Annotated in this window: 19 protein-coding genes; 8 read left to right on the top strand and 11 right to left on the bottom strand. The window is 63.9% G+C overall.

Annotated elements, in window-relative coordinates:
- The first annotated feature begins 177 nt into the window (after positions 1–177).
- Entirely contained in the window at positions 178–2,001 is a 1,824-nt protein-coding gene (treF, locus tag BGRAMDRAFT_RS02120; protein ID WP_006046993.1) for an alpha,alpha-trehalase TreF, read from the top strand.
- 61 nt (positions 2,002–2,062) lie between these two features.
- On the opposite strand, the gene BGRAMDRAFT_RS02115 is transcribed toward treF, so the two are convergent.
- The 3 genes from BGRAMDRAFT_RS02115 to BGRAMDRAFT_RS02105 form a co-directional block, all read right to left on the bottom strand.
- Positions 2,063–2,959: a MipA/OmpV family protein gene (locus tag BGRAMDRAFT_RS02115; protein ID WP_006046992.1), complete on the bottom strand. Its 897-nt coding sequence runs from the start codon at positions 2,957–2,959 to the stop codon at positions 2,063–2,065.
- A 397-nt stretch (positions 2,960–3,356) separates the two neighbouring features.
- Positions 3,357–4,100, bottom strand: a complete 744-nt coding sequence (msrA, locus tag BGRAMDRAFT_RS02110; RefSeq protein ID WP_006046990.1) for a peptide-methionine (S)-S-oxide reductase MsrA — start codon at positions 4,098–4,100, stop codon at positions 3,357–3,359.
- A gap of 203 nt (positions 4,101–4,303) precedes the next feature.
- Positions 4,304–4,831 (bottom strand): Lrp/AsnC family transcriptional regulator, encoded by a 528-nt coding sequence (locus BGRAMDRAFT_RS02105; RefSeq protein ID WP_006046989.1) that lies wholly within the window; start codon positions 4,829–4,831, stop codon positions 4,304–4,306.
- Between the two features lie 161 nt (positions 4,832–4,992).
- Here BGRAMDRAFT_RS02105 and BGRAMDRAFT_RS02100 point away from each other — a divergent pair, with 161 nt between their 5' ends.
- A complete protein-coding gene (locus BGRAMDRAFT_RS02100; protein ID WP_006046988.1) occupies positions 4,993–6,009 on the top strand; it encodes a 1-aminocyclopropane-1-carboxylate deaminase in 1,017 nt (338 codons plus the stop codon).
- Between the two features lie 48 nt (positions 6,010–6,057).
- On the opposite strand, the gene BGRAMDRAFT_RS02095 is transcribed toward BGRAMDRAFT_RS02100, so the two are convergent.
- Positions 6,058–6,948 carry a LysR family transcriptional regulator gene (locus BGRAMDRAFT_RS02095; protein ID WP_006046987.1) on the bottom strand — a complete coding sequence of 297 codons (891 nt, stop codon included), beginning with the start codon at positions 6,946–6,948 and terminating at the stop codon, positions 6,058–6,060.
- 176 nt (positions 6,949–7,124) lie between these two features.
- On the opposite strand from BGRAMDRAFT_RS02095, the gene BGRAMDRAFT_RS02090 reads away from it, so the two are divergent.
- On the top strand, positions 7,125–7,850 hold the full coding sequence (locus BGRAMDRAFT_RS02090; RefSeq protein WP_006046986.1) for a pirin family protein: 726 nt from the start codon (positions 7,125–7,127) through the stop codon (positions 7,848–7,850).
- A gap of 169 nt (positions 7,851–8,019) precedes the next feature.
- Here BGRAMDRAFT_RS02090 and ahpF read toward each other — a convergent pair whose 3' ends face one another.
- The 3 genes from ahpF to prpR form a co-directional block, all read right to left on the bottom strand.
- Positions 8,020–9,612, bottom strand: coding sequence for an alkyl hydroperoxide reductase subunit F (gene ahpF / locus BGRAMDRAFT_RS02085; protein WP_006046985.1), 1,593 nt, complete (start codon positions 9,610–9,612; stop codon positions 8,020–8,022).
- Positions 9,613–9,791: 179 nt separating this feature from the next.
- Entirely contained in the window at positions 9,792–10,355 is a 564-nt protein-coding gene (gene ahpC, locus BGRAMDRAFT_RS02080; protein ID WP_006046984.1) for an alkyl hydroperoxide reductase subunit C, read from the bottom strand.
- A 126-nt stretch (positions 10,356–10,481) separates the two neighbouring features.
- The gene (gene prpR / locus BGRAMDRAFT_RS02075; protein WP_006046983.1) at positions 10,482–12,506 is read right to left on the bottom strand and encodes a propionate catabolism operon regulatory protein PrpR; all 2,025 of its coding nucleotides are present in this window, start codon (positions 12,504–12,506) and stop codon (positions 10,482–10,484) included.
- A gap of 220 nt (positions 12,507–12,726) precedes the next feature.
- Between prpR and BGRAMDRAFT_RS02070 the strand changes: the two genes are divergently transcribed.
- The 3 genes from BGRAMDRAFT_RS02070 to BGRAMDRAFT_RS02055 all read left to right on the top strand — a co-directional run bounded on the left by BGRAMDRAFT_RS02070 (position 12,727) and on the right by BGRAMDRAFT_RS02055 (position 16,015).
- Entirely contained in the window at positions 12,727–13,608 is an 882-nt protein-coding gene (locus tag BGRAMDRAFT_RS02070) for an isocitrate lyase/PEP mutase family protein (protein WP_006046982.1), read from the top strand.
- Positions 13,609–14,070: 462 nt separating this feature from the next.
- Positions 14,071–15,525, top strand: a complete 1,455-nt coding sequence (locus BGRAMDRAFT_RS02060) for an MFS transporter (protein WP_006046981.1) — start codon at positions 14,071–14,073, stop codon at positions 15,523–15,525.
- Between the two features lie 28 nt (positions 15,526–15,553).
- Positions 15,554–16,015 (top strand): GNAT family N-acetyltransferase, encoded by a 462-nt coding sequence (locus tag BGRAMDRAFT_RS02055; protein WP_006046980.1) that lies wholly within the window; start codon positions 15,554–15,556, stop codon positions 16,013–16,015.
- Between the two features lie 39 nt (positions 16,016–16,054).
- On the opposite strand, the gene BGRAMDRAFT_RS02050 is transcribed toward BGRAMDRAFT_RS02055, so the two are convergent.
- The 4 genes from BGRAMDRAFT_RS02050 to BGRAMDRAFT_RS02035 all read right to left on the bottom strand — a co-directional run bounded on the left by BGRAMDRAFT_RS02050 (position 16,055) and on the right by BGRAMDRAFT_RS02035 (position 19,675).
- Positions 16,055–16,978: a 2OG-Fe(II) oxygenase gene (locus BGRAMDRAFT_RS02050; protein ID WP_006046979.1), complete on the bottom strand. Its 924-nt coding sequence runs from the start codon at positions 16,976–16,978 to the stop codon at positions 16,055–16,057.
- A gap of 54 nt (positions 16,979–17,032) precedes the next feature.
- Positions 17,033–17,512 carry a nuclear transport factor 2 family protein gene (locus BGRAMDRAFT_RS02045; RefSeq protein WP_006046978.1) on the bottom strand — a complete coding sequence of 160 codons (480 nt, stop codon included), beginning with the start codon at positions 17,510–17,512 and terminating at the stop codon, positions 17,033–17,035.
- Between the two features lie 171 nt (positions 17,513–17,683).
- Complete coding sequence (locus BGRAMDRAFT_RS02040; RefSeq protein WP_006046977.1) at positions 17,684–19,129, bottom strand: nicotinate phosphoribosyltransferase; 1,446 nt, start codon at positions 19,127–19,129, stop codon at positions 17,684–17,686.
- Positions 19,130–19,267: 138 nt separating this feature from the next.
- Positions 19,268–19,675, bottom strand: a complete 408-nt coding sequence (locus BGRAMDRAFT_RS02035) for a hypothetical protein (RefSeq protein ID WP_310033772.1) — start codon at positions 19,673–19,675, stop codon at positions 19,268–19,270.
- A gap of 1,194 nt (positions 19,676–20,869) precedes the next feature.
- Between BGRAMDRAFT_RS02035 and BGRAMDRAFT_RS02030 the strand changes: the two genes are divergently transcribed.
- On the top strand, positions 20,870–22,321 hold the full coding sequence (locus tag BGRAMDRAFT_RS02030; protein ID WP_006046975.1) for a sigma-54-dependent transcriptional regulator: 1,452 nt from the start codon (positions 20,870–20,872) through the stop codon (positions 22,319–22,321).
- A 629-nt stretch (positions 22,322–22,950) separates the two neighbouring features.
- Complete coding sequence (locus tag BGRAMDRAFT_RS02025; protein WP_006046974.1) at positions 22,951–25,698, top strand: mechanosensitive ion channel family protein; 2,748 nt, start codon at positions 22,951–22,953, stop codon at positions 25,696–25,698.
- The last annotated feature ends 29 nt before the right edge of the window (positions 25,699–25,727 follow it).

Below are 25,727 nucleotides of genomic sequence, written 5' to 3'. Positions count from 1 at the left end.
GTGGCTATGCAAACGCTTAATCATACAGGACGGGTCTCGTTTTTTGCGTGCGTGAGCGCGCTCTGACTTACTTCGTGAAGACCGCAAGAAGCACGCAACTTTGCTGGACCGGCCGCGGTCAATGATGCGAACAATGCCCGCTTATTCATTCATGCGTTCCTTCTCCTGGCTCAGCCGATGACCGATAAAGCCTTCGCTTCCAACCGCCTTCGTTTGCGCAGCGCGCTCGTTGCGGCGTTCGTGCTGCATGCGTCTTTCGCGACTGCTGCTTTTGCTGCTTCTACTGCCGACGTTGCCCACACGGCGAACGGCATCACGCGCGTCGCGCTGCACGTCGAGCCGCCGTCGCAGGCATCGCCGGTTGTGCCCGTCCCGCCTTCCGGGCAATATCCCGAGCTTTATCGCGACGTCCAGCTCGCTCACCTCTTTCCGGACAGCAAGACGTTCGCCGATATGGTGCCGCTCGCGCCCCCAGAGCAGATCGCCGCCGACTACGCGAGCACGCGGCAGCAGCCCGGCTTCAATCTCGGCGACTTCGTGAAGCGCAATTTCACGCTGCCTGCAAGAGCATCGAAAAGCTACGTGTCCAATCCGAACGAGGACGTGGTGAGCCACATCGATACGCTCTGGCCGGTATTACGCCGCGAGCCGGACTCGACTGCAAGCCGCTGGTCGTCGCTGCTGCCGCTGCCCGATGCGTACATCGTGCCGGGCGACCGCTTCGACGAAATCTATTACTGGGACTCGTACTTCATCATGCTCGGTCTTGAGGCAAGCGGCCGGCATGCGTGGGTCGTCGACGAACTGAAAAATTTCGCAACCCTGATCAATCGATACGGCCATATTCCAAACGGCAACCGCACTTACTATCTGAGCCGCTCGCAACCGCCTTTCTTCGCGCAGATGGTGCGGCTCGTGGCCGAGAAGGACGGCGACGCTGTCTACGCCCAATACCTGCCCGAGCTGCAACGCGAATACGCCTACTGGATGAACGGCAGCGAGGGCCTCGCCGCCGGCCATGCGAACCGCCATGTCGTGCGCCTCGCGGACGGCACGCTGCTCAACCGTTACTGGGACGAGCGCGCAGCGCCACGCGACGAGTCGTATCGCGAAGACGTCGCCACGTCGCAGCAAACGCCGCAACGCAACGCGGAGGACCTGTGGCGCAATCTGCGCGCGGGCGGCGAAACGGGCTGGGACTTCAGCTCGCGCTGGTTCGCCGACGGCAAGACGCTCGCTACCGTCGATGTCACTTCGCTTGTGCCCGTCGATCTGAACTGCCTGCTGGTCGATCTCGAACGCGCGCTTGCGAAGGCGTACCGGATGCGCGGCGACGTCACGCATGCGGAGAACATGGCGCAGCGCGCCGCGAGCCGCGCCGACACCATTCGACGCGTGCTGTGGGACCCGCAATTGCAGGCGTTCGGCGACTACGACTTCGTGCATCGCACGCTCACGCACAGGCTGACCGCGGCCACGGTGTATCCGCTTTATGCGGGCGTCGCGAGCCGGCAGCAGGCGAAGGCCGTCGCAGCGACCGTGCAGCGCCAGTTGCTGCGCCCCGGCGGCCTCGCTACTACACTGGTCGCGAGCGGTCAGCAATGGGATGCGCCAAACGGCTGGGCGCCTCTGCAATATCTCGCGGTGATCGGCCTGCGCCGTTACAGCGAACCCGCGCTCGCGCAAACCATCGCGACGCGCTGGATCAAGACCAACGTCTCTTACTTTCAGCACACTGGAAAACTCGTCGAAAAATACGATGTGGAAGCGGCCTCGCCCGGCGTGTCCGCGGGTGGCGGCGAATATCCGTTGCAGGATGGATTCGGCTGGACCAACGGCGTATTGCGCGCGTTGCTCGCGCTCTATCCGCAGGCGGTCGGCAGTTCGCGTCCGAGCGATATTGCAGCCGGTCCCGCAGGCGTATCGGAAGCGGCGGCATCCGCCGCTGCAGCGTCGAAAAACACGCATCGGCTGCAAGCGGCGCCGCACGTGAATCCGTAACCGCGCTGGTTGCGTAACCGGTCCGGTTACGCTTCCTGTCGCTTGCACGTTTGTGCGTCACTCAAAACCGGTAGTTGATCGATATGTCCGCAACGCCATTGCCCTTGCGATGCGTGACCGGACTATTCCCCGCACTGCCGACGAGTTGCTGGAACGCGCCGTCGGCGGTAGCGAACCAGTGCTTGTCGAACAGCCACACAGCGCTGATACCGAAGCCCACCGACTTGAAGCCCGCGCTCGCGTGATACTGCCGAAACTGCGAATGCGCCGCCTGTTGCTGATTCACGCCGAACCAGCTATTCATATAAGTCGAGTCCGCGAGCGTGACGTTCGGGCCGGCGAACCAGAAGAATTTCTTCGTGCTGCCGGGCATCGGCATATATGCGCCGAGATCGCCGATCCATCCATTCGATCCGCCGAAATAGCGGCGCACGTCCGCGCGCAAGACCAGCGGAAAGTCTTTGGATATGACGTATTCGCCGGACAGCTTGAGCCCCGGCGCGGCATTGATATTGCCCAGACCGTTCAGTTCCTGCGGATCGTCGTGTGCGCGACGGCCCAGGTCGTAGACCGCTGCGAGGCTCGCGCGCCAGTTCGGGCCTTGCACGAAGTTGACCCCGAAACCTTCGCCGCTCGATAAGAAGAACAGGTCTTTATAGCGCACGTCGATGCTCGGGCCGGCCATCAGGTGATAGCGGTCCGAGCCTTCGTAGCGCGGCTGAAACGACGCTGCAGCGCCAACGCGCAATTGCCAGTCGGGGATCGTCGGCTGCCACATCTTTTGCAGCGGAATGCCCACCGAGTACTGCCATTCGCCCAATGGCGAAGGCGTTTGCGCGAACGCCGTCCCCGGAAGAGCAGCAACGCCGCCGATGGCGACGGCTACCCCGCAAATTGCCGCGATGCCTGTTTGTTTATTGCGGACCTCGTTGATCCGCTTTCTACGGCTGTTCAACACCAATGCCTCCAATCTCGCGTATCGCGAAGAGGGTTACGTTTGCTCGCTCCAAGCCCAGCGCGTCGGGCGATGAACTCGGGCGACCGCCGCGTTGCTACGCGCGGCATGTAAGTTTTTCAGCAACAGGATGCGTTGCACGGCAAAACCGGTTACTGCGCCAGGTCCCTCTACCGCAATGCACAAGGCTTACTGCTACGGTATTCGTCGGAACAGACAGAGCGAAAGTTTTGCCGACGGACCTGCTAGTGCAAGATGCGGGCCTACGACGTGGAGGCGCGCCTCCAGCCGCCTCTCTTCACCGCGAGAGAAGCCAATAAAAAAGCGCTGCACGGGGCAGCGCTTTTTCTAAAGCCGATTCAAGGCTCATTAGGCCCATGACCGGACGACGCCGCGCGCCTCATTGCGCAGCCTGAACAAGCACGGGTTTGTCACTGTACAGATGGGGGAAAAGGCGCTTCAAACTGGCCACCTTCGGCAAATCGTAAAGCGCAATGTACCCCGAGTTCGGATGTTGCGTCAGGTAGTTCTGGTGATAGAACTCGGCCGGATAAAAGCCCTTGAACGGTTCCACCTTTGTCACGATGGGTGCCGTGAATGTATGCGCTTTCTCGAGTTGCGCGATATAGCTCTGCGCGACTCGCCGCTGCGCATCGTTCAATGGGAACACCGCCGACCGGTATTGCGTGCCGCTGTCCGGGCCCTGGCGATTCAATTGCGTCGGGTCGTGAATCACCGAGAAGTACACCTGCAATAACTGGCCGTAGGTGACTTGCGCGGGATCGAACGCGACTTGCACCGATTCAGCGTGGCCGGTCGCGCCGCCGCTCACCGTTTCGTAATGCGCCGTGTCGCGCTGGCCGCCCGAATAGCCGGACACCGCCTGCTTCACGCCGCGCACGTGCTGAAATACGCCCTGCACGCCCCAGAAGCAGCCGCCCGCGAAGACCGCGGTTTCTTCATGCGCCGACGCGGCGGAGACGGGCTCGTCAAGCGCAGGCGGCGCGATCGGCACCGCGTTTTCCGACGAAAACGCCATGCGTTGCGCGAGCAGCAGTGCGAGCGCGCCGAAGCCGATGCCAACGGAAATTCTTGCCACGCGCGAGCGGGAGCGCTTGGTGTCGATACGTTTGTCGATGTTCATGATGTCTGTCCTGTCTGTCCTCATTGCACCTGCATAACGGCGATACCTTTCGGTTCACGCGCGGTTCACGCGGCCCGGCGCGTTTCGCGTGGCTCGAATGGCCCCGAGTATTAGTCGCGCGAGCGCCGCATTAATGACAACCTCCAATAGCATGCGCGTGTTTTTCGCTTCACGCCGGCGAACGCGAACCGTTACAGAAGACGTCAAAGCGGAAAACGGGTGGTCGACAGAATTTCCTTGAGCACCATGAACGAGCGGATCTGCCGCACGCCGGGCAAATAGAGCAACTGCTCGGCATGCAGGCGATTGAAGCTGTCGCTGTCGCGCGTGCGGATGGTCATGAAGTAATCGAATTCGCCGGTCACGACATGGCACTCCATGCAGCCCGGCACTTTCTGCGCGGCCTTTTCGAAGTTCGCAAACGATTCGGGCGTGGAGCGATCGAGCACCACGCCGATGATCACGAGCATGCCCGCGCCCGCGGACTTCGGGTCGATCAACGCAACCACGCCGCGAATCAGGCCAGATTCCTTTAGACGTTCGACGCGCCGCAAGCAGGCCGGCGCGCTCAGCTTTACTTTTGCCGCCAGCGCGACGTTCGAGATGGACGCATCCGTTTGCAACTGGCGCAGGATCGCCCGGTCGATGCGGTCAAGCGATTGCAGAGAGTCGCTGGGGGCATTGCCGGCGGCGGGCGCCGCTGAAGCAGCGCGAACTTTCGTTTTGTTCATTGGCTCCACGGCGAAATAAAATTAAACGGAAGCAGCATCGTCGGTCTCAAAGTTACGCCTGACGCATTTTCTTCGCAAGCTCATTTCCCGGCATTTTTCCTACCATGTGCTGAACGCGGCAACCGCTTGCCCGCGCCGGACCCATCGATCACGGAGATGCCATGAACCTGCAACGCTTCCCCCGCTACCCGCTCACTTTCGGGCCGACGCCCATCCAGCCGCTCAAGCGCCTGAGCGATCATCTGGGCGGCAAAGTGCATCTCTATGCGAAGCGCGAGGACTGCAACAGCGGCTTTGCGTTTGGCGGCAACAAGACGCGCAAGCTCGAGTACCTGATTCCCGAGGCGCTCGCGCAGGGCTGCGACACGCTCGTGTCGATCGGCGGCATTCAGTCGAATCAGACACGCCAGGTCGCCGCGGTTGCCGCGCATCTCGGCATGAAGTGCGTGCTGGTGCAGGAGAACTGGGTGAACTATTCGGACGCGGTGTACGACCGCGTCGGCAATATCCAGATGTCGCGCATACTCGGCGCCGACGTGCGTCTCGTGCCGGACGGCTTCGACATAGGCTTTCGCAAAAGCTGGGAAGATGCGCTGGAAAGCGTGCGCGCCGCCGGTGGCAAGCCGTATGCGATTCCAGCCGGCTGCTCGGACCATCCGCTCGGTGGCCTCGGCTTTGTCGGCTTCGCGGAAGAAGTCCGTCAGCAGGAAGCGGAACTCGGTTTTCGGTTCGACTATATCGTGGTGTGCTCGGTGACGGGCAGCACGCAGGCCGGCATGGTGGTGGGCTTCGCCGCCGACGGCCGCGCCGAGCGCGTCATCGGTATCGACGCATCGGCCAAGCCCGCGCAGACGCGCGAGCAGATCACGAGAATCGCTCGCCAAACAGCGGAGAAAGTGGGCCTCGCGCGTGACATCACCGCTCAGGACGTGGTGCTCGACGAGCGCTTCGGCGGCCCGGAATATGGCTTGCCGAACGCGGGCACGCTGGAGGCCATCCGTTTGTGCGCGCGCCTTGAAGGCGTGCTGACCGATCCTGTGTACGAGGGCAAGTCGATGCACGGCATGATCGACATGGTGCGCAACGGCGAGTTTCCGGAAGGCTCGCGCGTGCTGTATGCGCACCTTGGCGGCGTGCCCGCATTGAACGGCTACAGCTTTATTTTCCGCGACGGCTGAATGACGCCTGAGTGTCGATTGAAAGTTGAGTAATGCGGCGCCTGGCGTTCACGCCGTCAGGCGCTTCTTCAAATGCTTGCGCAGAAAGTCGACGAAAGCACGAATCGTCAACGAACTCTGCCGATGTTGCGGATAGACCGCATACACGCCCGTCGGGCTCGGCAGAAATTCGTCGAGCACGGTGACGAGCTCGCCGCTTCGCAATGCGTCGGCGACAATGAAATCAGGAAGCCGAACTATTCCGAGGCCGGCCACGGCCGCATCGCGAATCAGATCGCCGTTGTTCGCGCGCAGCGGCCCCTGCACTTCGAAGCTTTTCAACACGCCATCCACGGCGAACTCCCACGCCACGACACCGCCGTGCCCGTAAAGCAGGCACGAATGGCGCGAGAGGTCGGCGGGCGCGGCCGGTGTCCCGCGACGGCGCAGATAGCGCGGACTGCAACACGCGACGAGATTCACGTCGAATAATTTCTGCGCAATCAGCGTCGAGTCCGGCAACACGCCGATCCGCACCGCCATGTCGAAGCCCTCGCCGACCACATCGACGGTACGGTCGCTCAACTCCATATCGAAACGCACGTCGCGATGCTCGCGCAGAAAGTCGGCGACGAGCGGCGACAAATGCATCATGCCGAACGACATCGGCGCACTCACCCGCAGCAGGCCGCGCGGCCCGGCGCGCCGCAGCGACATGGCCTGCTCGGCGTCCTCGACCTCGCCGAGAATGCGTTTGGCCCGCTCATAAAATTCCTGACCCAGCTCGGTGACAGCCAGTTTGCGCGTGTTGCGCACGAGCAGCGGCACGCCGAGCGCTTCTTCGAGCGCCATTACGCGGCGGCTGACAAACTGCTTCGACAGCGACAGGCGTTTCGCAGCGGCGGTGAAGTTATGCGCGTCGACAGTCGCGACGAAAATCCGCATGTCATCCAGTTGCATGGCTATTGTCCACTAGAACGAGACGGTGTTTCCGATTAACGGCCGATTATAGCCGCAAGAGTTGACCTACACTCCTCTTCATGGATCGCGGACAACACATCAGTCCCGATCGCCCGCAACGAAAGTTGCATGGACGACGATCACGACGCCAAAGCGTCGGCTCACAGGAGAAAGAGATGCTTGAAATCAGACACGCCAATCAACGCGGCCGCGCGGAGCACGGCTGGCTCAGTTCGCGTCACACCTTTTCGTTCGCGCACTATCACGATCCGAAGCAAAACGGCTTCTCCGACCTGCTCGTGATCAACGACGACCGCGTCGCGCCGGCCCAGGGCTTCGGCAAGCACCCGCATCGCGATATGGAGATTTTCTCGTACGTGCTCGAAGGCGCGCTCGAACATAAGGACACGATGGGCACCGGTTCGGTGATCGTGCCCGGCGACATCCAGTTGATGAGCGCGGGAACCGGCGTGGCGCACAGCGAATACAACCATTCGAAGACGGACCCGGTCCACTTCCTGCAAATCTGGATCGCACCGGCGCAAAAGGGCACCGCGCCGCGCTATCAGCAACAGCATTTCAGCGAGGACGACAAGCGCGGCGTGCTGCGCCTCGTTATGTCGCCGGATGGTGCGGACGGTTCGCTGGTGTTGCAACAGGACGCTCGCGTGTATGCCGGCCTGTTCAACGGCGACGAAACGGCGCGGCTCGAACTCGCGAATAACCGCTACGCTTATGTGCACGTCGCGCGCGGCAGCGTGACGGTGAACGGCGTGGAACTCGGCGAAGGCGACGGCGTGCGCGTGCGCGGCGAGGAAGCGTTGAGCTTCACGCAAGGCCGCGACGCCGAAGTGCTGGTGTTCGATCTGCGCGACATCGAGACCTCGGCGTTGTGGGCCTAAGCGGTCTGACGCGCGACACTCGCTTGCGTCGCTGAGAGCCGCCCGGTTTGCGCCGGGCGGCTTTTTTGCGCCTGTTTTTCCGCGTGTTTTTACATGTTCAGCGCAGATGCAATAAAAACGGCGGCCCGCGGGCCGCCGTCATTCGCTACTTACTTGCCAGGCGCGATTATCAAACCGTCGCTTCGGCTTCCACCTCGCTAACCGCTTCCGTTTCCTCGCTGTTGCGGATCAGATGATCGAACGCGCTGAGCGATGCCTTCGCGCCCTCGCCGACCGCAATCACGATCTGCTTGAACGGCACCGTGGTCACGTCGCCGGCTGCGAACACGCCCGGCACCGACGTCGCGCCGCGTGCATCGACGACGATCTCGCCGTGCTTCGACAACTCGACTGTGCCCTTCAGCCATTCGGTGTTCGGCACGAGACCGATCTGCACGAACACGCCTTCCAGCTCGACCTTCTTCACTTCGCCCGAACGCAGATCCTTGTAGACGAGACCGTTGACCTTCTTGCCGTCGCCGGTGATTTCGGTAGTCTGCGCCTGGGTGACGATCGTCACGTTGGCGAGGCTGCGCAGCTTGCGTTGCAGCACTTCGTCGGCACGCAACGTAGCGCCGAATTCGAACAGCGTCACTTCGCGCACGATGCCCGCGAGGTCGATGGCCGCTTCCACGCCCGAGTTGCCGCCGCCGATCACCGCGACACGCTTGCCCTTGAAGAGCGGGCCATCGCAGTGCGGGCAGTACGCGACGCCGTGATTGCGGTACTCGCGCTCGCCCGGCACGTTGATTTCGCGCCAGCGCGCGCCCGTCGCGAGAATGATCGTTCTGGCCTTCAGCACCGCGCCATTCGCGAGACGCACTTCGCTGATGCGGCCGGGAATCAGCGCGTCGGCGCGCTGCACGTCCATGATGTCGACTTCATACGTCTTGACGTGCTGCTCGAGCGCGGTGGCGAACTTCGGTCCTTCGGTCTCGGTGACGGACACGAAGTTTTCAATCGCGAGCGTATCGAGCACCTGGCCGCCGAAGCGTTCCGCGACGACGCCCGTCGCGATGCCCTTGCGCGCCGAATAGATCGCCGCAGCCGCGCCAGCCGGCCCGCCGCCGACGATCAGCGTGTCGAACACCGGCTTGTTTTCCAGTTCCTTCGCGGCACGCGCGCCGGCATTCGTGTCGAGCTTCGCGAGGATTTCCTTCACGCCGCTGCGGCCCTGGCCGAACACTTCGCCGTTCAGGAACATGGTCGGCACAGCCATGATCTGGCGTGCTTCGACTTCGTTCTGGAACAGCGCGCCGTCGATCGCCACGTGGCGAATGCGCGGGTTGATCAACGCCATCACGTTCAGCGCCTGCACGACTTCCGGGCAGTTCTGGCATGACAGCGAGAAATACGTTTCGAATTGATAGTCGCCGTCGAGACTGCGGATCTGTTCGATCACCGCGTCGTCGAGTTTGACCGGATGGCCGCCCACTTGCAGCAACGCAAGCACGAGCGACGTGAATTCATGCCCCATCGGAATGCCCGCGAAACGGATGCCGATGTCCTTGCCCGGCTCGCCGATCGAGAACGACGGCTTGCGTTCGCTGTCGCCGCGGCGTTCGATGACGGTAACGCGTTCCGACAACGTCGCGATATCGTTCAGCAATGCCAGCAGCTCTTGCGATTTCGCGCTGTCGTCGAGCGACGCGACGATCTCGATAGGGTTACTAACCTTTTCGAGGTACGTTTTCAACTGAGTCTTGAGATTGGCATCAAGCATGGCTATTCGATTCCGTGACGATGGGTGTTGGATTCCCGGCGCCGCACGCATTCATGTAAAACGCGTGCGGCCCGGGGACGCGCGAACTGCTGCATGAAGCGGTTCGCACGGTGATGCGCCGCGTGGGCGCGACTGCCTGAAGCTTTGAGGCTATGCGCAGCTTTGGAAGCTGCGAGACCTTAGATCTTGCCGATCAGGTCGAGCGACGGCGTGAGCGTTTCTGCGCCCGGCGTCCACTTGGCGGGGCAGACTTCACCCGGATGCGCCGCGATGTATTGCGCAGCCTGCACCTTGCGCAGCAGTTCGCCTGCGTCACGGCCGATGCCGTTGTCGTGCACTTCGCACAGCTTGATCTCGCCTTCCGGGTTGATCACGAAGGTGCCGCGCAGAGCCAGACCTTCTTCTTCGATCAGCACGTCGAAGTTGCGCGAAATTGCCAGGGTCGGGTCGGCGATCATCGGGTACTTGATCTTCTGGATCGTGTCCGACGTGTCGTGCCAGGCCTTGTGCGTGAAGTGCGTATCGGTCGACACGCTGTAGATTTCAACGCCGAGCTTCTGGAAATCGGCGTAGCGATCGGCCAGGTCACCCAGTTCGGTCGGGCAAACAAACGTGAAGTCGGCCGGATAGAAAACGAAAACCGACCACTTGCCCTTCAGGCTTTCTTCAGTGACGGTCACGAATTCGCCGTTGTGATAAGCCTGTGCCTTGAACGGTTTGACTTGACTATTGATGATCGGCATTTGCTGAGTCCTCTTTCTGAGTGGTTGGAAAGTGGAGTCAGTATGTCAGACCGCGCTTAATAGGTAAAGTGGATTGTTTTAATTCTTTCGATAGATTGATTCTATCTACTCCGGGGCTTCGGGCTATCATGCGTCGTCGGCTTTGAGCAGCCGCCACAGTGTGGTTCGGCCTATGCCCAAGGCCCGGCTTGCCGCCGCGCGATTGCCGCCGCACTGCTCGAGCGCCTTCGCGACGTCGTCGCGGGTCGGGGTGATCCGGGGCGCCGCTGGAGCGCTGGCGGCGTCGGCGGCGTGCGCGTTGGGAGCAATACGAAGCGGATCTTTGCCGCCTTCGCGCTGCATCCGGTCGAATTCCGGGAAAAGCGCCAGCAGATCGGGCCCGATGTCACGGTCGAGATCGCCTGCCGCGTCCCCGAGATAAATGGCCGCGCGCGTCAACAGATTTTCCAGTTCGCGCACATTGCCCGGCCACGCGTAGCGCTCGAACAGCGGCGCCAGAAACTGCAGCACCCGCCCGATCGACGCCTCCGACAACCCATATTGGCGCGACCCGCGGCTTAACAAGTGCCGGGCGAGCGGGACGACATCGGCGCGCCGCTCGCGCAGCGGCGGCAATTCTATCTGAAGCAGATTCAGACGAAAATACAGGTCCGCGCGAAACGCGCCCCGCTCGACGAGCGCATGCAGATCGCGATGCGTGGCGGCGATCACCCGCACGTCGATGGGCGTCGCGCGGCCCGAGCCGAGCTTCATCACCTCGCGTTCCTGCAGCACGCGCAGCAGCCGGCTTTGCAGCGCGGCCGGCATCTCGCCGATTTCGTCGAGGAAAATGGTCCCCGTGTGGGCGATCTCGAACAGCCCCGGCTTGCCGCCGCGCCGCGCGCCGGTGAACGCGCCCTCCTCGTGGCCGAACAGCTCGCTTTCGATCAAGCCTTCCGGCAGCGCCGCGCAATTGAACGCGACGAACGGATTGCCGCGCCGCCGGCTCGCGTTGTGGATGCCCTGCGCGACCAGTTCCTTGCCGGTGCCGCTCTCGCCGGTCAGCAGGACGGTCGCGTCGTGCGCCGCGCCTGCGCGCGCGAGCCGCCGCACGCGTTCGAGCGCCGCGGATTCGCCGACCAGATCGTCCAGCCGATGCCGCGCGACCAGATGCTTCGGCCGCTGGCTCGTGCGCAGCGACCGGTCGATCCGCTGCGCGACGAGCGCGTCCTGCACCGTGACCACGGAGCCGGAACGCGCGCCCTGCTCGAGGATCGGGACACAATTGACGATCAACGAACGTTCGCCGATCTGTTCGATGCGTTCCTCCGCAGCGCCGCCGCGTTCCGCTGCTTCGCGCAGCCAGGGGCCGAGCGTGCGGGCCAGTTCGGCGGGCACATCGCGGTCGCGGTTGTTATCGCGGTGGCGGTCGCCGGTCAGGCCGAGCAGATCGAGCATCGCGGGATTGACGGCCTCAAGCTGGCCGGCGTCGTCGAAAGCGGCCACGCCGTCGCGCAGATGCGCGACGATCGTGTTCAGGCGCACGCGTTTCGATTCCTTCTGCCGGCTCACGCGCGCGAGTTCGACCGAACGCTCGAAGGCTTCCTCGACCGCGCCGAGCGAGTACAGGAACACGCTGTCCAGACCCGCCTGCTGCGCCAGATCGCAAGCCATGCCGGGACCGATGATGACGCGGCAGCCCTCGGCGGCCAGATCGTTGACGGCGGTCCGAACCTCATCGACCGAACGGTAGGCGCGCTGCGTCAGACGAACGTTCAGCCAGCCGCCGAGATCGGCGAGTTCGTGCGAGATGGTTTCGTGCAGCACAAGGCCGATCGGCGCGCCCGGCCGCGCGGCGGTGGCGCGGGTGATCGCGCTCAGCACGTCGAAGCCGTTGACCTTGACCATGACCACCGGCACGCTGAGGTGCTCGCGCAGATACGCGCCGTTCGAGCCGGCGGCGAGCACGACATCGACGGAACCGGCATCGACGTGCGCCTGGAGCGCTGTGACCGCCGCGCCATAGCCTTCGCGGACGGAGAAAAATCGGGCGCGGCCGGCGTAGCGCGGCGCGATAGTCTCGCAAAGCGACTGCAGGCGGCTAATACTGACGAGGGCGATGCCGGGCCGGCCGGGGTCGGCGTTGACGAAAGTCGGCGTGAACGTGGACAACGGGATGCTCCGATTGCTGCGGCCAAAAAGGCGGGATTATGAGCGTTCCGCGAAACGTTTCATGAAACGCCCAGCCATTTTGCCATGAAACGCTGCGCGGCCCAGAGTCGCGTGCAAACGTTTGATTCTGCATGGAAAACCTGTGGCCCGCCGTCAATGGCATGCATCCTGCACTTCCCGAATCACCTCAACACATCAAACCTTTCCGGAGACACCTCTCATGACCACTTCCGCCACACGCCGCGCCGCCTTCCGCGCCAAGGTCAACCAACGCCGGGGCCTGCTCGTGCCCGGCGCCTTCAATGCGATGAGCGCCCGCGTGATCGAGGACGCCGGCTTCGAGGCCATCTACATCACGGGCGCGGGCGTCACCAACATGTCGCTCGGCCTCCCCGATCTCGGCTTTATCGGACTCGCCGAAGTCGCCGAGCACACGGCGCGGATCCGCGACGCGGTCGCGCTGCCGCTGATCGTCGACGCGGACACCGGCTTCGGCAACGCGCTGAACGTGCGCCAGACGGTGCGCGTGCTGGAGCGCAGCGGCGCCGACGTGATCCAGTTCGAAGACCAGATCATGCCGAAGAAATGCGGGCACTTTTCCGGCAAGGAAGTGATCAGCGCGAGCGAAATGGCGGGCAAGATCCGCGCGGCCGTCGATGCCCGCGAGGACGGCAATCTGCAGATCATGGCGCGCACCGACGCGGCGGCCGTCCACGGTATCGAGGATGCGATCGAGCGCGGTCATCGCTTCATCGAGGCGGGCGCGGACATTCTCTTCATCGAGGCGACCGAATCGCTCGCGGACATCGAGCGGCTGCCGTCGCTGTTCGACGCGCCGCAGTTGATCAACATCGTGATCGGCGGCAAGACGCCGGTGCAGTCGCGCGAGGCGCTCGGCAAGCTCGGCTACGGGATCGTGCTGTACGCGAACGCGGCGCTGCAAGGCGCGGTGCTCGGCATGCAGCGCGCGCTCGGCAGCCTGCAAACGAATGGCCGCCTCGACGAGGACGCGACGCTGGTCGCGCCGTTCAGCGAGCGCCAGCGTCTCGTGAACAAGCCGTTGTATGACCGGCTGGATCGGGAGTATGCCGCGAAGGATTGAGCGGAGCGCGTCGAAACGTGTTCACGTAGCGTGGAGGGCGGCACGCGGGGTGCTGGGTGCTCGCATGCTCGGCGTTCGGCGCTCCCCTCGCGCGCCATCGCCGCAAGCATGCGCATCGTGCTGATGCGCCAGGCTCGATTGCGCTACGATTCAGGGCCGGCGTGCAAAGCCGCGCGAAGCGACGTCAGCGGGACCGCAGAAATCGCGCCCGCCTTGCTGCACAACCGCCAGCCGAGCAACCCGAGGCGGCCGCCGCGAGTCCGCCTCGCACCGGACGGAGCCAACGCGCGCAAACGCCCGCAAAACACGTATTCGCCAGCGAAAGGTAGTCAGAAAAATGAAGCCCATCACATCGCGCATAGCGTGCATAACGCGCATAGCGTCCCCGGCGCCCCGCATTCGCCCGCGCATTCGCCGCACGCCTGACGATGCATCCATGCCCACGCTGCCCGGAGCCTTCCAATGAGCGCAGCGAGCGCGCCGCACAAGCACGTCGGCTGGCTGCCGTACATCGTCGCCGCCACGTTTTTCATGGAGTACCTCGACACCACGGTCATCGCGACCGCGTTGCCGCAGATGGCGCACTCGTTCGGCGTCGGCCCTAACAGCGTCAGCCTCGGCATGACGGCCTACATGCTGGCGCTCGCCATCTTCATTCCGGCGAGCGGCTGGATCGCCGACCGCTGCGGCTCGCGCACCGTGTTCTTCAGCGCGATCGGCGTGTTCACCGTGGCGTCGGTGCTGTGCGGACTGTCGCAGAACGTCGCCGAATTCACCGCCGCGCGTCTGCTGCAAGGCATCGGCGGCGCGATGATGGTGCCAGTCGGCCGGCTCATCGTGGTTCGCAGCACCGAAAAAAGCCGCATGATGCAGGCCATTTCGACGATCACCTGGCCCGCTATCGCCGCGCCGGTCGTCGGTCCGCCGATAGGCGGTTTCATCACGACCTACGCGTCGTGGCGCTGGATTTTCCTGCTCAACGTACCGTTCGGTCTCGCGGCGATGGCCGTCGCGCTCGCGATGGTGCCGAACCTGCGCGGCAGCGAACGCAAACCACTCGACCTGGTCGGCCTGCTGCTGAGCGGCACCGCGCTCACGGCAATCCTGTACGGCGCGGAACTGGCGAGCCAGCCTGCCGAGAACCCGTGGATTGCCGGGGCGATCATCATCGCCGGTTTGCTGGTCGGTGTCGTCGCGTTCCAGCATGCGAAGCGACATCCGCATCCGCTGATCGACGTGTCCACGCTGAAGATCCCGACCTTTTCCGTGACCGTCGTGACGGGCTCGTTCACGCGCATCGGCATTGGCGCCGTGCCTTATCTGATGCCGCTGCTGTTCCAGGTCGGCTTCGGCTTGTCCGCGTTCAAGTCGGGCCTGCTGCTGCTCGCGAGCGCGCTCGGCAATCTCGGCATGAAGGCGTTGACCACGCGCATCCTGCAGCGCTTCGGCTTTCGCATGGTGTCGATCGTCGACGTAACCGTGGCCGGCATCTTCATCATCGCGTGCGGATTGCTGACACCCGAGGTGCCGCTCGCGCTCGTGCTGATCGTGGTGTTTGTGTATGGCGTCGCGCGCTCGATGCAGTTTTCGACGCTCGCAACGCTCGCCTACGCCGACGTCGCGCAGCCGCAAATGAGCGCGGCCAGCACGCTGTGGAGCGCGGCGGCGCAAATGACGATCGGGCTCGGCATCGCATTCGGCGCGGTGTCGCTGCGCGCAGCCGCATTCTTCAACGGCGAGACCACAGGCCACGAGACCGCAGGCCTCGTCTTCACGCTCGACGATTTCCGCCTCGCGTTTCTGCTCGCGGGCGTGTTGACGCTGCTGTCCGTGATCGGCTACATGGGTCTTGCGCGCGATGCGGGCCAGAGCATCGGCGGCGGTTCGCGTGGAACGGAAGATCCCGCGAAGGGCTGATAAATTTCTGGAGCGTTCAGGAGACTACATGAGCACCGTCACCGATCTGCGAATTTCAAGCGACAAGAACGAACTCGACGTCGAGATGATCTACGCGTTCCTGTCGCAGGAAACGCCGTGGGCGAAGGGCATGCCGCGCGAAACGCTCGAACGCGCGATTGCAGGGTCGCTATGTTTCGGCGGCTATCTCGGCGACGATTCCGGCGACTCTCGGAGCAGTAAACAGGTGGCGTTCGCGCGCGTCGTCACGGATCACGCGACTTTTGCGTACCTGTGCGACGTTTTTGTGCTGCCGGAGTATCGCGGCAAAGGTTATGCGCACGCGTTGCTCACGCAACTATTCGCGAGCGAGTCGTTGCAGGGACTGCGAAGAATCATGCTCGCGACGACGGACGCGCATCACGTGTATCGGCCGCATGGGTTCAGCGCTTTGTCGAACCCCGAGCTTTTCATGGAAGTGCATAACGCGGACGTTTACCGCAGCGCCTGATGAAGCGGAGGCGACGTGCCTCCGCAACCCTCGCACCAATCACACATACGCCCGTTCGCGCATCCACTTCGTCATGATCCACTTGTCGCCGGCACGCACCGGCGCGCCGCCGTGCAAGGTCAGCGGATCGAGTTGACGTTGGCCGTTCATATAACGGAAATACACTGCACCGCCCTGCTTCGCGGCCACCGACAAACCCGCTTCCGGAAAGATCGTTTCGCCGCCGTCCGGCACATCGTTCAGATAGATGACGAGCGTGGCCACGCGTTGCCCGCCGCGTGCCGTATGCACCATGCTGCCAGGCTGGTCGGGCGGAAAATAGTCGAAATGCGGCCGGTATTCGCCGGTTGGGCCGTAGTGGAGAATCTGCAAGCCCTCGCCGTTTTCGACCGGCCAGTTCATCAGGCTCGCGATGCGCTGATCGAGCCGCTCGATGAACGCGTCTTCCCCGCGCTGATACCAGATGCCCTCGCTGGTGCGGTTGCGGATCACGTCTTCCTGGCCGGTCGCCGGATCGACGATGGTCGAGCGTTTCAGCCGATGCCGCGAACGCTCGATCACTTCATCGCATTCCTCCGGCGACAGCACGTTCGCGAACACGATCACCTGCGGACGCTCGCAGCGCATCAACACCTGGACATCGCGGTCGAACGCGCGGATTGTGTTGCCGCGCGCGACAGGCCCGTGGTCGTACGCATACGGCGTACGCTGCACGCCTGGCGCACCAGGCGCACTCGGCGCCGTTTGCCGCAGCGCGGCTTCAATCCCGCCCGCCGCTACCGGCGACGCCGCTGCACCCGACGCGACCACGCCGAACGCGCCAAACGCGCCATGCACGGCTTTTGCGGCTGCGTCGGCGGCAAAACCCGTCTGGACCATCGCGCCGATCATCGAATCCATCGTGCAGCCGCGCGCTGCATTCGTGCGCAGCCATTCCTGCCACGCGGCATCCACTACCGGCATACGCGCCTCCGCTGTTGGATAGAACGAGAATAATGCATCGGCGGAAGCCGGCGGTCAGGCGCCATGATCCTGGCGCCGGTAAATCGCGAGCCCTTTTCTCGCTCGCGCGCGGATCGAGCGATGCACGAGCGGCGACCATCCGAGCAGCGCGCCGCGTGCGCCCAGCGCCTGGCGCATCCACGCCCACAAGTCGAAACTGTCGCGATGCTCGACGATGAGTCCATCGCGAAACGCAAAGCGCGCTTCGACATGATTCACCACCGGACGCCCCGTCTGACTGAATACATAGCCCGCGGTCCAATGCGCGCGGCCGCTATGTTCATCGGCTTCGATGCTATCGAACGTCAGCGAAAAATCCTGCGCGCGCGTGACGAGCATGCGCCACATGTCGCGTACTTCGTCGCCGCGCAATTCGCCGAACGCCGGGTCGCTGAAGACGACGTCATCGGCATAGCAGGCAATCATGGTCGCGGCGTCGCGCCGCTGGAACGCCGTGTAGAAGCGCTCGATCAGTTCGGTGTTGGGATGGCTCATTTGTTGTGTACTTGAGTTGCCGGTATAAAAGCCCGTATTGAAGCCGATATGGAAGCCGGTTTGATTGTGCGCGATGCCAAACGGCTGCCGAACCGCACGCGCCGCCCACGATCAGCCGAGTTTCGCGGGATTGTATCGAATGATCGCGCCCGCGCTTGCATCCGCGATGCGCTAGCCCTCGTGCGCGTGAGCGCGAGCCCGGATTTCCGACAACGATACATCGACGAGCAGCTTGCCCGAATCGAACACCGTTTCCATCGCATCGTCCCAATCGGAGCCATCGGCGCGCGCGTCCCGATCCGGCGCGAGCGGCAGCGTCGCCGTGCGGTACTCGCCCGTTCGACGATTGATGAGCAGCGTGAGCCGTCCTTTCATCGAGCGTTTGGTGCTGTCCGTCACGGGGTCTTTCGATACGTCATGCCATGTATCGCCGAGGCGGATCGCCGAGCATTTCATCGCGAAGCGCTGCGTGTCGCGGTTGATCTGCTGCAACAGCGCGCCGCCCATGCCGAACACGATGTTGTCCGCTGCAAAACCCGCGCGGTCCATCGCCGCGAGTATGGCCTCGAGCGAGTCGGGATTCACGCCGTCGCCCTGAATCACGCGCACGTTGTTGAGCACGCGCCGGCCTTTGCTGTTCAGCACCGATCCAAACGACCCGTCGAGCGCGCGCAGCGTTTGCAACACGATGCTGCGCGGATCGCCGGAATCGGGGCGGATCACGAGCGTGGCGCCTGAGTCGAGCACCGCTTGCTTGAGCTCCGTGCCCCACACCTTCAGCGCAGCGAACAGATCGTAAGAGTCCGACACCACGGAAACGATTGCGCCCGGCCTCGCGAACTTCGCGATCATGTTCCGATACGCGTCGGTCTCGCGCTCGCGGCCCCACGCCGTGATTGTGCTGTGCTCGGCGGCCGGCACCGAAAACGCGGCCATGCTCTCGTTGTAGTAATGATTGGCGGCCACCACGCCGAGCACGGTATCCGAACCCATGAAGCTGACCAGATGCGCCGCGCCGCCGATCGCCGCCGATTCCGCGCTCGACACGCCACGTGCGCCGAAGTCATGCAGCTTGAACGGCAGTTGCGTGACATCGTCGCTGGTCTTCAGCAGATACTCGCGAATCGTCTTGCGCAGATGCCAGCTTTGCGTCGCGACCGTGACCGGATACCACACGCGCAACAACATGGTTTCCAGATACGACGCGAGCCAGAACACCTCGGGGTCGTCGCATTCGACGGTGACGAGCACGTTATGTGTGGGCACCACCGACCCTTCAGGCACTGCGCGAATGCGCACCGGCAGATAACCGCGATGACGTTCGACGATATGACGCCAGCCCGCTTCGTTGAACGGCTCGCCGTGCGCGCTGAAAAACGCCTTGGCCTCGTCGATCATGGGTGCGGTAATGGGACTGCACAGATACTGCTTGATGAGCATCTGCAAGCCAAAGAAGAGCGTGCGGTCGTAGCGCCCGCCGCGCGATTCGATGTATGAAAACATCGCCGACGCTTCCGGCGGGTACTGGAGATAGTGCGACGCCTTGTATGAATCCGTGTTGAGGATCGGATTCGAGAAGATCGCGGAAGCGCCGCTCGGACCGCTGAATTCGTTCATCGTGGATGACGCCGCATTCGGCTCGCTGACGGTAGCTGGCTTTACATGATGCCACGGGCACGATGCGGGCGCGGGCTTCGGCTTCAGCTTCCGCGCTCATGCAACTTGCCCGTGCCGCCCGCTGTTGCGCAACGGTGTTCAGTCCAGATCGTCGTATTCGCGCCGGCGGATGTCCGCATCGCGGTCTGCGTTGCGCTCCTGCGAAACGGGCAATTCATAGGCATCGCGCAGTGCGGGGCGTTGAATCTCGGCCTGCTCGCGGCGCTTGATTGCGTCGGCGATCACGAGCGTCAGCAGATCGACCGGCGGCGCGGCGAACAACGCGCGCTGCATGCCGGCGCATGCCCGGTAACGAAGACGGACAACGCTGCCCGCAAATTGAGCAACTGAAGGAGTAACAGAGCAAGTACCCGGCGTGGCCGGCTGATCGTGGCGCGGCGCGCGGGCCGGCCCGGAAACAGGTGCTTTCATGACATCCCCCGTGAGAATGACACATTGAAATGCGCTGACGGCCGCGTTGCAGCCTTCCAGGTCCGCCGTGCCCACGCGAAAGCGCGAACACGGCGCCCGGTCCACCTCGCTATGTGCCTCTCTTATGGAGCTGTGGCCTTCTCCCCGTTTCGTCGCGCCGGTTGGTCCAGACCGTACGCTGCCCCTTCCCTGTTATGCACGTCGGTCGCGCAAACGTTGCCGCGCGACGACCTGTCGTTATAGGCCCAACACTTGCACCTTCACAGACGAAAAAAACCGGCGAGGTCAGAGCGTTGCGTCGTCGGGTGACGAACGACCGCTTCGCATCGGTCGTTCGCCCCGTGTTGTTTGACGTCCGTCTGTCAGTGGCCCCGCCGCAGCCTCGTAGACGCAATGGCATTCCCCGGCCACGTCCACGAAGTCGTTTATTGCGCCGGTCGTTACCTCTACTGACCGGCACAACAGATTCGCTGCGACTCCCTTAATGCAATGGCTATGCCATGTGCGCCCAGGTGCCGTCGCGCGGAGCGTCGCCGACGATGCAACGCTACCGTCCGCCCGATCGCCCGACTGAAAAACCGCCGGTGATTCGTATTCGAGACGCGTCTGGGCGCTCACGCGGTCTGCAAGATGCGCATCTAACGCATCGAATACACGCTTCCGATAAGCGCCATTCGCTGCCACGCCCGCGCGGCTTCGCGGTTTGTGTGCGAGCCCGGTCATTAATGCCGACGCCGAAACACATAAAAGCGACACGAAAATGGCCGAAAAGGCTTATGCGATTTTTGTTGCATGCATGAAACATCGCAAATGGATGTATGCCGATGCGTAAAGCGCATTCGTTCACGCGCTGTGTACTCCAGCGCGCATAACACGGCTTGACGTATCGCCGTCCGAACAGTATCGGATTAGCCGCGCGGCGCCTTGCAAAATCAGGCGACTGCCGAATAAGCGCACGTCAAATCGGGAAACTTTCTCGATACTGATTTGTTTGTATAGCATTCCAAAGCGCTTTCGCTTATGTTTGAGTCATGCGCCAGTCAGAGCGCCATAAAAAAAACGAACGAGTTAAGAAACGGTATAAGTGATTCGGGGATGAACTACTCCGGCGGTTGCCACGAGGCACCTTCCGTCGCCTGCCGCGATAATGCGGCGCCTCGCGGCTTGCGCCGCGCCCTGCTCGCTCCGCCGCAAACGTCGACTGTAGGCCGCCACACCGGTCTTCAATATCTCGCACAGCAGTCTTTCGAGCAGTAGGAATCGGGGGTAATGGAAATGACTTTCGCATCTGCGGACACCGGACGCACCGTTCTTTATGTGTCGAGCTCGCCCGATCAGAAACTCGCCGACTTCCTCGCCGCATCGGGCTGGCATGCCGTGCACGCGAAAAACGCGGCGGGCGCGGAACGCATGATCGAGCGCGACAACGTCAAGGTCGGTCTGGTCGAACTGCCGGAAGACTGCACGACACAGCAGTTGTCCGCGCTCGCTGCGTGCATGCGTCGCCCGGAAACCAACTGGGTCGCGCAGATCGCGCCGGGCCAGGCGGATAACGAACTGGTCAGCCGCTTTATCCTCGATTACTGCTTCGACTTCGTTACGCGGCCGTGGCTCAACGAGCGTCTCGTGTTCGCGCTCGGCCACGCGCATGGGCTGTCGTCGCTGAGGCATGGACATGTAGCGCCGGAACCGTCGCTCGGGCGGCATGGCATGGTCGGTCAATGCGAGGCGATGCAGCAGTTGTACCGGCGCATCGACAAATGCGGCGCGACCGAGGCGCCGGTGTTCATCGCCGGCGAATCGGGCACGGGCAAGGAGCTGACCGCGCTCGCAATTCACGAGCGCTCGCCGCGCACCGGCCGGCAGTTCGTCGCGATCAATTGCGCGGCGATTCCGCCGAGCCTGTTGCAGGCGGAACTGTTCGGTCACGAACGCGGCGCGTTCACCGGCGCGCTTCAGCGCAAGATCGGGCGGATCGAGAGCGCGCACGAAGGCACGCTCTTTCTGGATGAAATCGGCGACATGCCGCACGAATGCCAGGCGGTGCTGCTGCGCTTTCTGCAGGAAGGCACGATCGAGCGGCTCGGCGGCAACGGCCCGATTCACGTCGACGTCCGCGTTATTTCGGCGACGCACGTCGATCTCGACAAGGCAGTCGAAGACGGCCGCTTCCGCGCCGACCTGTATCACCGGCTATGCGTGCTGCGCCTCGTCGAGCCGCCGTTGCGCGAACGCGGCGGCGACATCAAGCTGCTCGCGAACTATGCGCTCAGCATGTACAAGCAGGACGGCGCGCGCAAACTGCGCGGGCTGTCGAGCGACGCGATCGTCGCGATGTCGAACTATGCGTGGCCGGGCAACGTGCGCGAGCTGATCAACTGCGTGCGGCGCGCCGTCGTGATGAGCGAGGGCCGTTTCATCACCGCGAACGACCTCGGCTTGCCGGCCACGGACAACGGGCCCGCTGTCACGCTCGCGGAAATTCGCAGCAAGGCCGAGAAAGACGCGATCGAACATGCGTTGCAGCGGCATGGCTATAAGTTGTCGGAGGCGGCGGTCGAACTGGGCATCTCGCGCGCCACGCTGTACCGGCTGATGCACGCGGACCGGCTGCATCCGGAGCCTTCGGGCGGCAACGGATCGAACGGCGGCGCGGATGCGGATGGGGACAGCGAGGCTGAGCGGCGCGGGCATGGATTGGTGTCGGCGGCTTCGGTTTAGGTTTAGGTGGTTGTCGGTGTAGACGGCGGGCGGGCAGTTTAGGGTTGGTGGTCCGCCCTTGGCGCGGGTTGTTTTGCGGTTGCGGCGCTGGGTGTAAGGCTTCGGGTGTCGAGCCTGGTTGTGCCTAGCGTTGTTCTTGGCGTTGTTCTTGGCGTTGTTCTTGGCGTTGTTCTTGGCGTTGTGCCTGCCGTTGTTGCGTGCCGTTGTGCCAGCCGTTGTTGCCTCGCGTTGTTGCCTCGCGTTGCTGCCTCGGCGTTGTTCTTGGCGTTGCTGCCTCGCGTTGCTGTCTTAGCGTTGTCCTTGGCGTTATATCGCCTAATATCCGTTCACGGCATCTCGCCCCGTTGGCCGCTGAGCCACACGCAACGGAGTCCTTCCCTCTCCTTGCGCGTCCCTCCAAAACCCACGGGCAAGCAACTTGCTACCGCATGTTGCCGACGCGTCGGCGACGCCACGCGTCTTCGCGAGCCCGGACGCCGCGTCGCATTCCATAACGACGCAGCGGCCGCCGCCTCAGGAACTTGCACGGCGAAACTCGTGTCGGTCAAGACCGGGGCCCAGGCCCAAAACAGCCAGACCGGCCGATGCGTCCTGCCGCCGTCCGCATTCCGCAGCCCGTCCCATACCTTATGCGCAAATTTCTACACGCCTGCTTCGTCGTTCTGCTCATTCTCGGCGCCCCGCCCGCTTTCGCCGCGGTGACGCCGGCCACTCCCGCCGCGGAGGCTTCCGGCACCGCCGTCACGCTGACGCCCGACCAGGCGCGCCAGGCGCTCTCGGTTCTCAACGACCCCAGGCGCCGCGCGCAGGTCGCCGATACCTTGCAGGCCATCGCCGCGGCCGGCGCGCTGAGTGCGCCGGCATCGGCACCGACGGCCGCCTCCGCGCCCGCTGCGGCGAGCGGCGCAGCGTCGCTCGTGCCCGCCGCGTTCAAATCGAACGGACTGGCCTCGCAGCTCGCCCGTCAGGGCGCGCATTGGGCGGTCCATCTCGGCGGATCGCTGCGCAACTCGGTGACGGCGCTGCTCGACGTCGCCTCGGTGCGCGCGTGGTGGAACTGGCAATCGACCAGTCCGCAAGCGCGCTCGATCCTCGCGCACGTCGCCTGGTCGCTGCTGGCCGCGTTGTTGCCGGCGCTGGTGCTCGAATGGCTCGCGCGGCGTGTGCTGCGCCGCGCGTATCGCACGCTGGCCGCGCGCCGCGAGCATGGCGATCCCGCCGACGCGCCGCGCACCGACTTGCCCGTCGACGTCGAACCGCAGCCTGCCGACGCCGCGCATGCCGCACCGCCCTTGCCCGCACCGCCGGTCGCCGAGGCGCAGGCCGAAGCACGGGCCCAAGCGGAATCGAAAGCCGAATCCACAACAACAGCCCGCGCACAAGCCGCCGCAGCGGCCAGTGCTGCAACGACGCCCGCAACGGGCCAACCTTCCGCGACGCCAACACTCACACCAACGCCCACGCCGTCCACCGCCAGCGGCAAAGCGGCCGAAGCCAAAGGCAAGCAAAACGCCACGCATCACTGGACGCTCCTGCAACGCCTGCCCCGCGCGCTGCTGATCACAGTGCTGCGCCTGCTGCCGCTAGCGGTGTTCGTGGGCGCGGCGAGCGCCCTCATGTCGATCTTCACCGACGACGGCACGCCGCCAGACCGCGCGCTCGATTCGCTCGTCGACATTTATGTGCTGTGCCGCCTGATCGTGATCGTGAGCGGCTTCTTCCTGCAGCCGGCCGCGCCGCGTCTGCGCCTGTTGCGCATGAGCGATGCGTGGGCCGTGTTCGTGCATCGCTGGGTGATCCGCATTGTCAGCGTGGTCGGCGTCGGCTCGGCGATTGCGGAAATCGGGCAATCGCTCGGCCTGAACGAAGCCGCGCATCTCGCGTTGATGAAGGTCGTCGCGCTCGCCGGCCACGTGATGCTCTCGATCCTGATCCTGCAATGCGCGAAGCCGGTCGGCGAACTGATCCGGCAGCGCGCCGCTACGCGGCCATCGCTCGAAATGTTCGGCAATGCGCTCGCCGATGCATGGGCGTGGCTCTCGGTGTTCGTCGTGATGGCGCTGTGGTTCGTCTGGGCGCTCGACGTGCGCAACGGCTATCACGCGCTGCTGCATCTGGGCGGCGCGTCGCTCGCGGTGCTGGTGGGTGCGCGCGTGCTCGCCATCGTGATCTTCGGTGCACTGGCGCGGCTCTTCAACGGACGCGAAGACGCCGACCGCTCGCTCGTGAACCGGCATGCGTACCGCTACTATCCGCTCGCCCGACGCGTGGTGGCGTGGATCATCGGCATCGTGACCGCGCTTGCGTTGCTCGCGGTATGGGGCGTCGATGTCGGCGAACTGTTCCGCGACGGCAGCGTCGGCCACCGGCTCGCGTCGGCCATCGTCACGATCGGCGTGGCGGCCGTGATCGCGCTGCTCGTGTGGGAAAGCGTGAACGTATCGGTCGAACGGCGGCTCGATCGCTGGACCACGACCGGCGACCTCGTGCGCGCCGCGCGCCTGCGCACGCTGCTGCCGATGCTGCGCACCGGCCTCTTCTGCGTGATCGCTCTCGTCGTCGTGCTGACCGGGCTGAGCCAGCTCGGCGTGAACATCGGGCCGCTTCTTGCGGGCGCGAGCATCTTCGGCGTGGCGCTCGGCTTCGGCTCGCAAAAACTCGTGCAGGACTTCATCACAGGCATTTTTCTGTTGATGGAAAACGCGATGCAGGTCGGCGACTGGGTCACGCTCGCGGGCGTGTCCGGCACCGTCGAATATCTGTCGATCCGCACGGTGCGTCTGCGCGGCAGCGACGGCTCGCTGTATACCGTGCCGTTCAGTTCGGTATCGACGGTCAACAACACCAATCGCGGCATCGGCAATGCGGCTGTCCGCGTCAACATCGTATTCGGCCAGGACGTGGATCTCGCGATCGACACGCTCAAGGAAATCGGCGCCGGCCTGCGCGAGGAGGAGAAGTTCAAGGACGGCATTCTGTCCGACTTCAGCTTCTGGGGCGTCGACGCGGTGGACGGCTCGGCCGTCACACTGGCCGGCCAGATGCAATGCCGCGACTCGGCTCGCTGGGGCGTGCAGCGCGAATTCAACCGGCGCATTCTCGACCGCTTCCGCGAACGCGGCATCGAAATCGCCAATCCGCAGCGCAACCTGCTGACGTGGGACCCGGAGAGCGTCGCGCCGCGCGTCGAAGCGGGCGAGCCGCCGAAGCAGGAACCGCAGCAGGAACCTTCGACGCATGCTTCCGGCGACGGTGCTTCGTCCGATGGCGCATCAAAGGGCGACGCGCCGGTGGAAGACCAGATCCCCGTCGACTCGAAGCCCGCGGGCGGGCCAGGCACGCCCGCGAATCCGGGACCGACCTCGCCGCACGAGTGACGTACTGACTGACAGGGCGCCGGGCGCGC

It is taken from the genome of Paraburkholderia graminis C4D1M (assembly GCF_000172415.1).
Classification (GTDB): Bacteria; Pseudomonadota; Gammaproteobacteria; order Burkholderiales; family Burkholderiaceae; genus Paraburkholderia; species Paraburkholderia graminis.
The sequence above is the reverse complement of the archived record's forward strand: the minus strand, read 5'-3'. Positions and strand labels throughout refer to the sequence as shown.

What these genes read in the sequence shown, in the direction of transcription:
- treF (WP_006046993.1), top strand. Translation starts at nt 178, where the DNA reads ATGACCGATAAAGCCTTCGCTTCCAACCGCCTTCGTTTGCGCAGCGCG.
- msrA (WP_006046990.1), bottom strand. Translation starts at nt 4,100, where the DNA reads ATGAACATCGACAAACGTATCGACACCAAGCGCTCCCGCTCGCGCGTG.
- BGRAMDRAFT_RS02105 (WP_006046989.1), bottom strand. Translation starts at nt 4,831, where the DNA reads ATGAACAAAACGAAAGTTCGCGCTGCTTCAGCGGCGCCCGCCGCCGGC.
- BGRAMDRAFT_RS02100 (WP_006046988.1), top strand. Translation starts at nt 4,993, where the DNA reads ATGAACCTGCAACGCTTCCCCCGCTACCCGCTCACTTTCGGGCCGACG.
- BGRAMDRAFT_RS02095 (WP_006046987.1), bottom strand. Translation starts at nt 6,948, where the DNA reads ATGCAACTGGATGACATGCGGATTTTCGTCGCGACTGTCGACGCGCAT.
- BGRAMDRAFT_RS02090 (WP_006046986.1), top strand. Translation starts at nt 7,125, where the DNA reads ATGCTTGAAATCAGACACGCCAATCAACGCGGCCGCGCGGAGCACGGC.
- ahpF (WP_006046985.1), bottom strand. Translation starts at nt 9,612, where the DNA reads ATGCTTGATGCCAATCTCAAGACTCAGTTGAAAACGTACCTCGAAAAG.
- ahpC (WP_006046984.1), bottom strand. Translation starts at nt 10,355, where the DNA reads ATGCCGATCATCAATAGTCAAGTCAAACCGTTCAAGGCACAGGCTTAT.
- BGRAMDRAFT_RS02070 (WP_006046982.1), top strand. Translation starts at nt 12,727, where the DNA reads ATGACCACTTCCGCCACACGCCGCGCCGCCTTCCGCGCCAAGGTCAAC.
- BGRAMDRAFT_RS02060 (WP_006046981.1), top strand. Translation starts at nt 14,071, where the DNA reads ATGAGCGCAGCGAGCGCGCCGCACAAGCACGTCGGCTGGCTGCCGTAC.
- BGRAMDRAFT_RS02055 (WP_006046980.1), top strand. Translation starts at nt 15,554, where the DNA reads ATGAGCACCGTCACCGATCTGCGAATTTCAAGCGACAAGAACGAACTC.
- BGRAMDRAFT_RS02050 (WP_006046979.1), bottom strand. Translation starts at nt 16,978, where the DNA reads ATGCCGGTAGTGGATGCCGCGTGGCAGGAATGGCTGCGCACGAATGCA.
- BGRAMDRAFT_RS02045 (WP_006046978.1), bottom strand. Translation starts at nt 17,512, where the DNA reads ATGAGCCATCCCAACACCGAACTGATCGAGCGCTTCTACACGGCGTTC.
- BGRAMDRAFT_RS02040 (WP_006046977.1), bottom strand. Translation starts at nt 19,129, where the DNA reads ATGAACGAATTCAGCGGTCCGAGCGGCGCTTCCGCGATCTTCTCGAAT.
- BGRAMDRAFT_RS02030 (WP_006046975.1), top strand. Translation starts at nt 20,870, where the DNA reads ATGGAAATGACTTTCGCATCTGCGGACACCGGACGCACCGTTCTTTAT.
- BGRAMDRAFT_RS02025 (WP_006046974.1), top strand. Translation starts at nt 22,951, where the DNA reads ATGCGCAAATTTCTACACGCCTGCTTCGTCGTTCTGCTCATTCTCGGC.